Source organism: Mesocryomonas fontinalis (assembly GCF_055730125.2).
This window is the reverse complement of sequence record NZ_JBUZWG020000003.1, coordinates 99,393-111,561: the sequence shown is the minus strand read 5'-3', so window position 1 is coordinate 111,561 and position 12,169 is coordinate 99,393. Positions and strand designations below refer to the sequence as shown.

Here is a 12,169-nt window from a genome sequence, read left to right as displayed (position 1 = left end):
TTCCCTGGCAGGCGTCGTATCCCTGGGGAGGCGCCTGATCGGTGCTGCTACTCTGCCGAGGCGGCCTCGATGTTGCGTTTCAAGAGGCGCCGAAGCCGCATGTTCATCTCGCGGCCCTCGACCACGTCGAACTGCACCTGCTCGGCCTGATGGGCGGCGAGGTAGCGGGCGCTGACAACGTTGACGCGGGCCTCCATCGCCTCGCAGGTCTTCTCCGGCGCAAGGTTGCGCAAGGCGCTTTCCATCCGGCGGACATAGCTGCGGGCGATCTTCGCATGGTCGTTCTCGTGCCGGGCGATGTCGTCCGAGAGCGTGTTCCAGATCACCGCGACGTTCGGCGAGGCGCTTTTCGGCGCCGTCCACTTCGGCAGCGTCTTGACCAGCCGCAGCGTCAGTTGTGTCCGGGCGACCTTGCACCGCGCGCCGACCGGGAGATAGGTGACCTTGCCGTCGAACTTCACCTCGGTGGCGCCGGGATGGCGCATGTTCGTGCCGGCCATCAGCGGGCCCTTGCGGCCGAGATCCCGGTCGAGTTCCTCGAGCGTGGTGCCGGTGACCGAGAAATATTTCGTCTGTTCGCGGATGTCGGCAGCCCGCACGGTCATTGACGTGCCGAATAGGATCGCGACAAGCGAGAGAGTGCGCAGCATCATCGACTCCGACGCGGTCGTGGAAAGTTGGCCACGCTATCGCAAGCGGGCGTTGATACAAGGACCTGGCCTAACACCATTGTGCGACCGAGAGGTTGCCAAGGGGTATCTGAAGGGAATGGCATGCTGCCTTTGAAGCCGCGCGGCGGGACATGGCAGGTCGGACACGGCCGCCAACTGGTGCTGGGCGATCGCGCCTGCATCATGGGCATCCTCAATGTGACGCCCGACAGCTTCTCCGACGGCGGCCGCTACGCCGGCGTCGAGGCGGCGGTGTCGGCGGCGCTGCAGATGGCCGCCGATGGCGCGGAGATCATCGACATCGGCGGCGAGTCCACCCGGCCGGGTGCGACGCCGGTGTCGCCGGAGGAGGAGCAGCGGCGCATCCTGCCGGTGATCGCGGCGCTCGCGGGCCGGACAGACTGCCTGATCTCGGTCGACACATACCGCGCCGAGACCGCGCGGCTGGCGGTGGCGGCGGGCGCGCATATCGTCAACGACGTCTTCGGGGCACAGAAGGACCAGGCGATCGCGGCAGTCGCGGCCGAGACCGGTGCCGGGCTCTGCCTGATGCACACGGGGCGCGAGCGCGACAAGCTGCCCGACGTCATCGAAGACCAGTTCCACTTCCTCGAGGCTTCGCTGATGATCGCCGCGGCGGCGGGCGTCGCGCGGGAAAAGATCGTGCTGGATCCGGGCTTCGGCTTCGCCAAGGACGGGCCGGAAAACATGGTGCTGATCGCCCGGATGGGGGAACTCCTCGCGCTCGGTTATCCGCTGCTCGTCGGCACGTCGCGCAAGCGCTTCGTGCGCGGCGCGATTGGGCGTGACGATCCCGAGCCGGACTATGCGACCGCGGCAACGAGCGTGCTGCTGCGCGAGCGCGGCGCCGACATCTTCCGCGTCCACAACGTGCCGGCGAGCCGTGATGCGCTGGCGATCGCCGATGCCCTGCGCGCCGGCGTGGAGGGGCGGCAGTGGTAGAGGCAGGGGAGAACCGCGGGATGAACGACGCCGGCATGACGGCCATCGGGGGGCGGGCGCTGCTCGGCCTTGGCGGGAACATCGGCGACCCCGTCGTCAACATGCGCCGGGCGCTGCAAGCCCTCGATGCGCGCGACGACGTCACCGTCGTGGCGGTATCGCGGATCTACCGGACGCCGCCCTGGGGCGTCTTGGACCAGCCCTGGTTCGTCAACGCCTGCGCGGCGGTCGATACGGTGCTGTCGCCGCGGGCGCTGCTGGAGCTCTGCCTTGCCACCGAGCGCTCGCTGAAGCGCGAACGGCGGGAGCGCTGGGGTCCGCGTACCATCGATCTCGACGTGCTCGATTACAACGGCAAGGCCTATGAGGATGCCGAGCTGACCTTGCCGCACCCGCGGATGGGTCTGCGCGCCTTCGTGCTGGTGCCGCTGGCGGAGATCGCGCCGGGGTTCACCGTCGACGGCCGGCCGATCGCCGAGGCCATCGCGGCGGTGGCGGGCGAGGGGATCGAGGTGGCGAGTGCCGACGGGGAATGGTGGCGCGGGAGCGCCGAGTAGGCCGGTTGGGCGAAGGCCGGAGCCCTACTCCTCCAGCGCGGTCTGCTTGATCGGGGCGTCGCCGCGCGTCAGGCTCATGCCGATGACCGGGACGAGGTCCTCGGCGACGCGGACGGAAATCGAGATGTTCAGCTTGTCGCGGCCGTCGAGCTTGGCGATCATCGCGCCTTTTAACTGCTTGCGGTCGAGGCCGACGACGATCTGGTCGCCGGCGACGTTTCCGGAAACGATGTCGAGGCCCTTGCCAAGCGCGCCGTCGAGGAAGGCGCCCTTGTAGGTCGCGCCGTTCTTGCTGACCTCGGCGCGCATCTTCTGCGAGAAGATACCGACGCGGCAGGTGCCGTCGAGCGCCATTCCGGGGTTTTTCGCGAGCGACTCGCCGCTGAGGCTGCAGACGAACTTGGTGCCCTTGTACTTGCCGGCGACGATCTCGCCCGGACCGCCCCACTGGCCCACCACCTTGTCGAAGAACACCTCGTCGCCGCCGGCGGCGACGGGGGCGGTGACGGCGATGAGGGTCGAGGCGGCAAGCGCGAGGCCGGCGAGCATTTTGACGGGCATTTCAGGCACTCCGAACCGGCGAGGGGACTGAACCCCGACCGGTCCTTTATCGCCCGGAACGGTTAACGCTTCCTTTCAGCTGGCTACCGAGCAGGGCTCACACTCTGTTGACCGGCGGCTGCGGCTTCTTTGCATCACCGCGCAAGCTGCCGAGATCGCTCATGAAATCACCGATCTTCGGACGCTTCGCCCGCAGGAAAGGCATGGGCCGGCAGAGATCCATCGCGGCAAGGCCGATGCGGGCGGTGAGGAGGCCATTGACGACGCCCTCGCCGAGCCGCGTCGAAAGCTTCGCAGCCAGCCCATGACCCACCACCTGTCCGATCACGTCGTCGCCGATCGCGATGGTGCCGGTGACCGCGAGATGGCCGAGGACGTTGCGGGTCAGCTTGATGAGACCGAGAGTGCCCGGCCGCGCGCCGTAGAGCTCGGCCATCAGGCGGATCAGCCGGACGCTCTCGAACAGCACGAAGCCGACATCGACGAGCGCCTTCGGGCTGACGGCGGTGACGACCGAGACGCGCTTGGCCGAGTTCAGCACCAGCGCCCGCGCGAGCAGATCCAGCGGCATCAGCAGCTCGCGCTCGGCGAGGATGATCTGGTCGCGGCCGTCGATCACGTCGTCCTTTGCCGCGGCCAGCCGCGCGCGGCCCTCGGCGGTGCCCGGCTTGCCCGCGAGGAGGGCGACGAGGCCGGCGACGACACGCCTGGCTTCGTCCTCGGAATCGCTCTCATAGGCCTTCAGCGCGGCCTTGCGCTCGCGGTCGACGGCCGAAAGCCGCATCAGGCCGAGCGCTTCGCGCAGCACGATGCCGAGCGCGCCGACGGCGAGAAGAGCTGCGAACCCCAGCGCCGTCCATCCCAGCCAGTCGGCGCGGGTGAAGAGGTCGCGCACGAGGCCATCGACGGCAAAGCCGATGGCGATCGAGACCAGCGCGCCGAGGGCGCCGAGGAAGAGCTTGGCGAAGGGAAAGCGCCGGCGTGGTGCCGGCAGCGGGACGAGGCCGGCATCCAGCGCCTCGATCGCCTCGTCCGGCTCGATCGAGAGACTGGCGATGTCGGGAAGGGCGCGGGGGGCGCGGCCGGTCTCCGGCTCGTTCTCCGGGTCGGCGAAGGGCACACGGCGGTCGAGGCTGTCGACGCGAAAGGCGGCGGGACGGCGGGGCAGTTCGGAATCGCTCATGCCAGCTTGTCTCCGATCAGGAACTGCAGGGCGCGGTCGAGCCGGATGTGCGGCAGCGACAGCGTCAGGCCCTCGTCGCTCCGCTCCAGCCGCGGCGGCTTGAAGCGCACGAAGGTCAGCGGATGGCGCGCCGCCCCGTTCTGTCCGCCGGTAAAGAGCCGGGCGGGATCGGCGGGAAGATCACCGGGGAATACCGCGGTTTCCGTCTGGCCATCGAAGCGCTCGCCGGCGATCGTTTCGCCCGCCATCGGCGTGCCGACGATCACCGGCAGGCGCTGGCCGCGGTCGTCGGCATAAGCCTCGTGCGTCGCCCGCACCGCCGCCATTGCCAGCACGTCGGTGCTGGCACCGGAAAAGTCGGCCCGGGTGATGGCGCCGTCGACCAGCCGGCGGACGATGCGCTCCAGCCGCTGATGGCTGGTGCGGTGGAGATGGTCGGCCTTGGTGGCGGCGACGAGAATGCGGTCGATCCGCCGGGTCAGGAAGGAGCCGAGCCAGCTCGCCTTGCCCGGCCGGAAGCAGACGAGGATGTCGGCGAGCGCGGCCTCGAGGTCCTGCACCGCCTCGGGACCGGCGTTGATCGCCTGCATCACGTCGACGAGCAGGATCTGCCGGTCGAGCCGGGCGAAGTGGTCGCGGAAGAAGGGTTTGACCACCACGGTCTTGTAAGCCTCGTAGCGCCGCGCGAGGAGGGCGGCGAGCGAGCCTTTGGGGTAGGCGACGCCCGGCTCGACCGGCAGCGGCGCGAAGGTGAGGGCCGGCGAGCCCTCGAGGTCGCCCGGCATCAGGAAACGCCCCGGCGGCAGCGTGGAGAGCGCCGTCCTGTCGGCGCGGCAGGCCCTGAGATAAGTCGCGAACGCCGTCGCCAGCCGCACCGCGGTCAACTCGTCTGCCGGAGCCGCGATGTCGGTCGCATCGAGCAGCGCCAGGAACTCTCCGGCCATCTCCGCCCGGGACGGCAGCCGGGCGCGCTCGATCGCCTCGCGCGAGAAGGTGGCGTAGTCCTTGTCGAGCAGCGGCAGGTCGAGCAGCCATTCGCCGGGGTAGTCGACGATGTCGATCGACAGCTTGCCGGCCTTGAAAAGGCGCGACCAGCCGGACGCCGATTCGAACTCGATGGTCAGCCGCAGTTCGGAGATGGCCCGGGTCGATTGCGGCCAGAGGCGCTCTTCGAGAATGGTCCGGATATGCTCCTCGTACTGGAAGCGGGGCACGGCGTCGTCCGGCTGCTCCTCGAGGAAACTGCGCGCAATGCGCCCGGACGCCTGCGCCCCGAACATCGGCAAGCGGCCGGCATGCAGGAGGTTATGGACCAGCGCGGTGATGAACACTGTCTTGCCGGCACGCGAGAGCCCGGCGACGCCGATGCGTACCGTCGGCTGGAACAGCGAGCCGGTGCGCTCGGTCAGCGTGTCGAACGCGATCCGCGCTTCGTCTGTCAGGGAGGTCATGAACGCGGCAGGCTCCGTCCGTTGGCGGCTCGGGCGGATATAGGATGGCACCCCGCCCGGCGACAGGTGCTGTGCACCCGCACCGGCGAGAGATCAGCCGCCGTGGTCGCGCGGTCTCAGGAGACGCCTGAGGTGACCGCTGCCGGCCGCGATGGCGTCGAGCCCGGTCGCGAACTCGAGGACCGCAAGGCCGGCGGTCGCGTAGCCCTCGGCCAGCGCGGCAAGCGCCTCGGTCTCGCCGCTGCCGGCGAGCGAGAGCGTGAACTCCTCGATCATCGGATTGTGGCCGACGATCAGGAGGTGCCTCGCATGTCCGTGGCCGTGGGCCGCCGCGAGATAGGCTTCGACGCCGAGGGCGTAGATGTCGTCGGACAAGCTGATCTCGAGATCATGCGGAAGATGCGGACGGATCGCCGCAAAGGTCTCTGTCGCGCGTGCTGCGGTGGAGCAGACGACGGCATCGATCGCGCAACCCGCCGCCCGCATCCGTGGCCCGAGCGCCAGCGCGTCTTGCCGCCCGCGCTCGTCCAGCGGTCGCTGGTGATCGCGCTGACCCGGCAAGGCCCAGGAGGAATGGGCATGGCGCAGGAGAGTGAGCGTGCTGCGGGGTGTCTCGGTCATAGCATTTGCTAGCGCATAGCCCGATCAGCGGAAACCGAATTTTATTGCGGGGCCGCCGGAGTTTTGGCGCCGTTCGGCTGCTGATTTAAACGCATGGCGTGCGCTGCGCTCAAAGATGGCGAAGGTCGATGGCGCGATGGCGACTTGTACGCAAACCAGAACAAGCAAGCCCGCAGACGATGCCTTCTCCGCGTCCGATCTTGAAAACCAAGTAAAAACCTTGTCTTAGGACATGTAGCCACAAACCAGTTGCGTCCGAGAACACGCTTGTTCAAGGCCCCAAGCATGGCTATAAGCACCGCCGTGACGGCTTTGAAGGACGCGGTATGGGTGAAACTCTGCATATCGAGGCGAGTCTGTCGGAAGACGGCCCGTTCATGAACGATCGGCAGCGGGACTATTTCCGCAAGAAGCTGCTCGCCTGGAAGGCCGAGATCCTGCGTGAGTCCCGCGAGACCCTGGAAATGCTGATCGCCGAGAACTCGAATCTCGCCGATCTTGCCGACCGCGCTTCGTCCGAAACCGACCGCTCCATCGAGTTGCGGGCCCGCGACCGCCAGCGCAAGCTGATCTCGAAGATCGACTCGGCGCTCGAGCGGATCGACGAGGGGACTTACGGATATTGCGAGGAGACGGGTGAGCCGATCAGCCTGAAGCGTCTCGATGCGCGGCCGATCGCCACCATGTCGCTCGAAGCGCAGGAACGTCACGAGCGGCGCGAGAAGGTCTATCGCGACGAGTGACGGCCGGCCTTCACACCGCAGAATGAAAAAGGGCTCCGCAGTGCGGGGCCCTTTGGTTTTCTGGCATAGGTTTTCGAAGTATCGGCCGTTCCACTGCGCGGTGCCGACGGTTCGGCGCCGCGCAGTGGAACAGGTGTCAGCGCGTCTTGCGGTCGGAAATCTCGAAATCGAAATCGCCGAGAAGGCGCTCCATTTCCTCTTCGAGGGTCAGGGCCCGCGGCGCTTCGGCAGGCTTTTCAGCCGCGGGACGCGCGTCCGGCGTGCGGGGCGCTGCGGCCGGCGGATCGATCCGGACGTCCGGAGCCGGCGCGGCGCCGGCACTCGGCGTGTCGTTCCAGCTGACCTGATCGAAGTCCGAGTCGAGCTCGGCCGAGAGAAAGTCCTCGAGGCTGGACGAATCGTCGGTGTCGTAGCCACGGGACGGGACCGGGACGATCGGCGCAGCGGGCTTGCCGGCAGCTGGTGCCGGCGCCGCGAAGCTTGGTAGCGGGCGCGGCTCGACTGGCGTTGCCGGCGGCTTTGCCGACACGGGCGCCGGCTCATAGCTTGGTTTCATCGACTGGATCGCAGTGGCAAAACTACGGACCGACAGTGGTCGTGGCGCCTCCGGCGAGGGCGCCGGCTTATCCGCTTCCACTGCCTCCGTAGGTGCCGGCTCCGGGGCCTCCGCGTCGCTGTGCGGCGCTGGGAGCGGCGTCTTCGGCGCGGCGGGCGCGGTAGGCGTGACGAGCGGAGCCTTGGGAGCCGTGTCGGCGCGCGGCAGAACCGGTTCGGCAGGCTTTTCCGTCTCAGCCGGCTCCACCGGAGGGGCGGGCGGGCGTCGCTCGGACGGCGCCGAAACGCGCGCCAGGATGGCTTCCTTCTGCCGTTCAGCCGCGGCGATCAGCGGCGAGCTTGTGATGCGGCTGGCAAACGACGGCGGCGGCGAGATCTCTGGCGCCGCAGCGGGCGCGAGCGGAGCCGCCGGCGTCGCCGCGACATTGACCGTCGGCGCGTCTTGCTGCTGGCTCACTTCCGGCATGCGCTGAGGTTCGTCCGCCGGCTCGCTGCTGGCGGCAGGTTTCGGCGGATAGGTCGGCGTCGCCATCGATCGCTGCATCGGTGTCGGCGGCACGTAGGCGGCGGTCGGCCGGCGGGATGGCGCCTCGTTCACCGACACGCGTGGCGCCGGCGTCTCGGCCTGGCCGAGGGTGGGCTCGACACGCTGCGAGGGAATCGACGTCCGCGGCGCTGGCGTCACGTTCTGGCTGACCGGCTGGCGCACCGACGGGCGCTGTTCCGGTTCGATGCGCGGCGTCCTGACGGGAACGGCGACGCGCGCCTCTGCGGCGGGGGCGGGTGCCACCGCGCCGGTGTCCGCGTCCGCCTCGACGTCGGGATCGGCCGGCCGGACGAAGGAATCCGGTGCGCGGCTGACGATGGGCGGCGCCACCGGCGGCATGACGGCGGGCGCGCGGTCTCTCGGCGCACCACCGATCGTCTCCTGCTTGGTCTCCTGCTTCCTCGGCTCTTGCTGCCTCGGCTCCTGCGGCCTTGCCTCTTGAGATCTGGTCTCTTGAGGTCTGGCCTCCTGAGCGCGGGTCTCCTGCGACCGCGGCGACGGCGCGGACGGGCGCACGGCCTGAGGCGTCACAGCGGGGGCCGCGCCTGTCGGCTCGGTGGCGAGGATCGGATCCTGCCGGGCTGCGCTGGCGGCGGCGACCGCCGGTATCGGTGCTGCAGGGCCTGCCTGCGGCGGCTGGACGAAGGGTGCCGGCTGCACCGGGTTTACAGGCGGGGCCGGCGGGTTGGCCGCCTCAGTCGGCAGGTGCGGCTCGGCCGGTCCGACGGCGTCATCAGCGACTGGCGCGGGGCTGCGAACGTCGAGCATTGGTTCAGCGGCGACGACCGGCGGCCGCGGGACCGGACGCGTCAGCGGACTTGCGGCACGGCTTTCCTGCCGCGGTTCCGGTGCGGACTGCGGGCGGACGGGCACGGGGGCGCGCATCGCCTGTACGGGGACGGCTGCGGTTTCGGCAATGCGGGGCGCCGCCGGCTGCGGGCGCGGGGCAGGCAAGGTAGCGGGCGCTGCGGGGCGCTCAACGGCTTCCGGCTCGGGCCGCAGCGACGGCTCCATCCGCTGGGGCCGGGCAGCGGCCGGAATGCGTGTGATGCTGGACTCGACGACGACGTCGTTCTGCCCGCCGATGAGGAGGAGATGCTCGATCTCGTCGCGGCGCACCAGCACCAGCTTGCGCTTCTGGTCGACCACCGCGACGTCCATCACGGCCAGCCGCGGGCCGCGGCCCTTGGAGCGCGGGCCGAGCGTGCCACCGAGCGCCTTGCGCGCCACCCATATCACGATCAGCAGAAGAAGGATGACGATCGCCGCGGCGACGATCGTCGTCACAATCGGCGCCATGCCTTCGCCGACGAGGCCGACAACCCATTCACGCATACTAAACTCCTGGAACATTTGCGGCATGGTAGACCGGAATTGCGGCGTAAGGACAAGGGTTTTCGGCCCGTCGCGGGTGCAGTGCGGTGGTCCGGCCGGCCCTGGCGTCCAGCACCGCGCCAGTCTCGGGCGGCAAGGATGGTGCCGGGCAGGCGCGCGAATCGCCGGCCGGTGCGGCGCATGGTGCCGGCGGCTTCCGGTAAGGGGCCGCCTCGGATAGACAGAAGCATGGGTTCGCAGGGGATTCGCCCGGCAAAGGCCAAGGCGGGTCGGGGCGCGCTCCGGCCGCGACGGTGCGAGAAGACAGCAGGGCCGATGGCGGCACGCCGGCGACGAGGTCGTTGGCCGCAAGGCCGGGCGTCATGGCCGGAAGCGGCAGGAAACGGGTAGAGTGATGAACGGACCAGCGGCAGGTATGACCGAGAAGCCCCTGGTCGATCGCAGCGCCAGTGCGGGGGCGGTGCGGCGGATCCTTCTTCTCGGTGGGGCCATGCTGTTCACCGCGGCGGGCCTCGCCCTGTTCGGCCACAGCTATGGCGGCATCGCACTGCTGGCGCTGTTTGCCGTGCTGGCGATGATCGGCATCGCGACGATCTTCGCGGCGGCCCTCGGCCTCGTCGGCATCACGGCGCGCGGCAGCGAAGGCACGATCGCCCAGGATTTCCTCGATACGCTGGGCATCGGCACGCTCGTCGTCGACCGCAAGGGCGGCATCATCTATGCCAACCGCGCCTATGGCGCGGCGACCGGGGCGGGCGGTCCGGACGAGCTGAAGACATTGGAGCGTCTTCTGTCGCGCGAACGCGACGCCTCCGAGGCGATCTATCGGCTGGCCAATCTCGCGCGCGAGGACAAGAGCGGCCAGGAAGAATTCCGTCTGTCGCGCAGCCTCGACGGCAGCGGCGAGGCAGGTCCGCGCTGGTACCGCGCCTCGGTTCGGCCGATGACCGGCCCGGCGGGTGCCGCCCACGCCTGGCAGATCGCCGACATCACTGCCGAGCGGGACGAGCAGGAGACCTTCTTCCAGGACCTGCAGCACGCCATCGACTATCTCGACCACGCGCCGGCGGGCTTCTTCGCCTCAGACCGCAAGGGCCGCATCTCCTACATCAACGCGACGCTCGCCGACTGGCTCGGCATCGAGCTCGCCGCGTTCCGGCCCTACAACCGCTCGATCGAGGATTTCGTCGCCGCCGAGGGCCTCGCGCTGATGGGCTCCGAGCCGGCGGAAGCGGATGCGACCAGCGTCGTCGACCTCGACCTCATTGGCGCCGACGGCAAGCGGCTGCCGGTGCGGCTGATGCGCAAGACCGGCCGCGGCGCCGACGGCACGCTGGGCCTGACCCGGACCATCGTCCTCAACCGCAGCCTGGAGGGCGAGGGCGTCGACGCGCTGGAAGCGGCGGAAGTGCGCTTCACCCGCTTCTTCAACTCGTCGCCAATGGCGATCGCCGCGCTGAACGACACCGGTCTCGTCGTTCGCGCCAATCCCGCGTTTGCGAAAATGTTCGGCCAGGCCGCGGCCAGCGGCTCGGTCGCCATCGCCGAGGGCCTGCGCGACGAGAGCCGCGAGGCGCTGCGCCATGCGCTCGCCGCCGCCAGCCGCAACCAGGCCGGCATTCCCTCGGTCGACGCCGAGCTGACCGGCGAGAACCCGCGCTCGGTGCGGCTCTATGTCAGCGCCGACGTCAGCGACGGCACCGGCGATTCGGCGATCCTCTACGGCGTCGACATCACCGACCAGCGGGCGCTCGAGGACCAGTTCGCCAAGAGTCAGAAGATGCAGGCGATCGGCAACCTCGCCGGCGGCATCGCGCACGACTTCAACAACGTCCTGACCATCATCACCGCCTCGGTCGACTTCCTGCTCTTGAACCACCGCACCGGCGATCCGTCCTTCCAGGATCTCCTGCTGATCAAGCAGAGCGCCAACCGTGCGGCGTCGCTGGTGCGCCAGCTGCTCGCCTATTCGCGTCGCCAGACGATGCGGCCGAAGATGCTGAGCCTCACCGACGTCATCGCCGACATGCATCTTCTCCTGAAGCGCATCTCGGGCGATCTCGTGAAGCTCGAGCGTCATCATGCGCGGGATCTGTGGCCGGTGATGGCCGATATCGGCCAGTTCGAGCAGGTGATCACCAATCTCGTGCAGAACGCCCGCGACGCCATGGTCGAGGGTGGCACGATCACCATCGCCACCCGCAACGTGCCCGAGACAGAGCTCAAGGGCCTCGGCTACGGCGAGATGAACGAGGGCGACTTCGTCCTCGTCGAGGTGTCGGACACCGGATCGGGCATGCCGGACGAGGTTGCCGAGCGCATCTTCGAGCCGTTCTTCACCACCAAGGAGATCGGCAAGGGCACCGGCCTCGGCCTCTCCATGGTCTACGGCATCGTCAAGCAGTCCGGCGGCTTCATCTTCGTCGATTCGGTGCTGGGAAAGGGAACGACGTTCAGCATCTTCCTGCCGCGGCACACGCCCTCCGAGGCGGCGATGGCGAAGATCGAGGCGGGGCCGACGGTGGTCTCGCCGAAGGCAGATCTGTCGGGAACCGCGTCCATCCTTCTCGTCGAGGATGAGGACCACGTGCGCGCCGGCAATGTGCGGGCGCTGAAGATGCGCGGCTACGAGGTGCACGAGGCCTCCTCCGGCGTCGAGGCGCTGGAGGTGATGGAGGAACTCGGCGGCAAGATCGACCTCGTCGTCTCCGACGTGGTGATGCCCGAGATGGACGGGCCGACGCTGCTGCGCGAGATGCGCAAGACGCGTCCGGAGATGAAGTTCATCTTCGTTTCCGGCTATGCCGAGGATGCTTTCGCCAAGAACCTGCCGGAAGGCTCGAAGTTCGGTTTCCTCGCCAAGCCGTTCTCGCTGCGCGATCTCGCCATCGCGGTGAAGGAAATGCTGGACGAATAGGGCGGCAGGCCGCCTCGGCTGCGCCGTTCATTCTCCTTGCCGGAACTCGCGAAGAGAGTCCGCGG

General features: G+C 68.8%; 10 protein-coding genes. 4 read left to right on the top strand and 6 right to left on the bottom strand.

The window, feature by feature from the left end; translation table 11 throughout:
• Positions 1-47: 47 nt before the first annotated feature.
• Complete coding sequence (locus tag ACZL02_RS08690; protein WP_472937414.1) at positions 48-650, bottom strand: DUF922 domain-containing Zn-dependent protease; 603 nt, start codon at positions 648-650, stop codon at positions 48-50.
• A gap of 123 nt (positions 651-773) precedes the next feature.
• On the opposite strand from ACZL02_RS08690, the gene folP reads away from it, so the two are divergent.
• Both folP and folK read left to right on the top strand, forming a co-directional pair.
• Complete coding sequence (gene folP, locus ACZL02_RS08685; RefSeq protein WP_472937415.1) at positions 774-1,634, top strand: dihydropteroate synthase; 861 nt, start codon at positions 774-776, stop codon at positions 1,632-1,634.
• 20 nt (positions 1,635-1,654) lie between these two features.
• On the top strand, positions 1,655-2,191 hold the full coding sequence (gene folK / locus ACZL02_RS08680; protein WP_472937416.1) for a 2-amino-4-hydroxy-6-hydroxymethyldihydropteridine diphosphokinase: 537 nt from the start codon (positions 1,655-1,657) through the stop codon (positions 2,189-2,191).
• A gap of 24 nt (positions 2,192-2,215) precedes the next feature.
• On the opposite strand, the gene ACZL02_RS08675 is transcribed toward folK, so the two are convergent.
• From ACZL02_RS08675 to ACZL02_RS08660, 4 genes are all read right to left on the bottom strand, one after another.
• Positions 2,216-2,752, bottom strand: coding sequence for a hypothetical protein (locus tag ACZL02_RS08675; RefSeq protein ID WP_472937417.1), 537 nt, complete (start codon positions 2,750-2,752; stop codon positions 2,216-2,218).
• Positions 2,753-2,849: 97 nt separating this feature from the next.
• Complete coding sequence (locus tag ACZL02_RS08670; protein ID WP_472937418.1) at positions 2,850-3,935, bottom strand: YcjF family protein; 1,086 nt, start codon at positions 3,933-3,935, stop codon at positions 2,850-2,852.
• On the bottom strand, positions 3,932-5,386 hold the full coding sequence (locus ACZL02_RS08665; protein WP_472937419.1) for a YcjX family GTP-binding protein: 1,455 nt from the start codon (positions 5,384-5,386) through the stop codon (positions 3,932-3,934). Before ACZL02_RS08665 ends, ACZL02_RS08670 begins: the two co-directional genes overlap by 4 nt.
• A 93-nt stretch (positions 5,387-5,479) precedes the next feature.
• Positions 5,480-6,007 (bottom strand): SixA phosphatase family protein, encoded by a 528-nt coding sequence (locus ACZL02_RS08660; protein WP_472937420.1) that lies wholly within the window; start codon positions 6,005-6,007, stop codon positions 5,480-5,482.
• A gap of 326 nt (positions 6,008-6,333) precedes the next feature.
• On the opposite strand from ACZL02_RS08660, the gene dksA reads away from it, so the two are divergent.
• Entirely contained in the window at positions 6,334-6,750 is a 417-nt protein-coding gene (gene dksA, locus ACZL02_RS08655) for an RNA polymerase-binding protein DksA (protein ID WP_472937421.1), read from the top strand.
• Positions 6,751-6,886: 136 nt separating this feature from the next.
• On the opposite strand, the gene ACZL02_RS08650 is transcribed toward dksA, so the two are convergent.
• Positions 6,887-9,187 carry a hypothetical protein gene (locus ACZL02_RS08650; RefSeq protein ID WP_472937422.1) on the bottom strand — a complete coding sequence of 767 codons (2,301 nt, stop codon included), beginning with the start codon at positions 9,185-9,187 and terminating at the stop codon, positions 6,887-6,889.
• 415 nt (positions 9,188-9,602) lie between these two features.
• Here ACZL02_RS08650 and cckA point away from each other — a divergent pair, with 415 nt between their 5' ends.
• Positions 9,603-12,104, top strand: coding sequence for a cell cycle histidine kinase CckA (gene cckA / locus ACZL02_RS08645; protein WP_472937423.1), 2,502 nt, complete (start codon positions 9,603-9,605; stop codon positions 12,102-12,104).
• Positions 12,105-12,169: the final 65 nt, after the last annotated feature.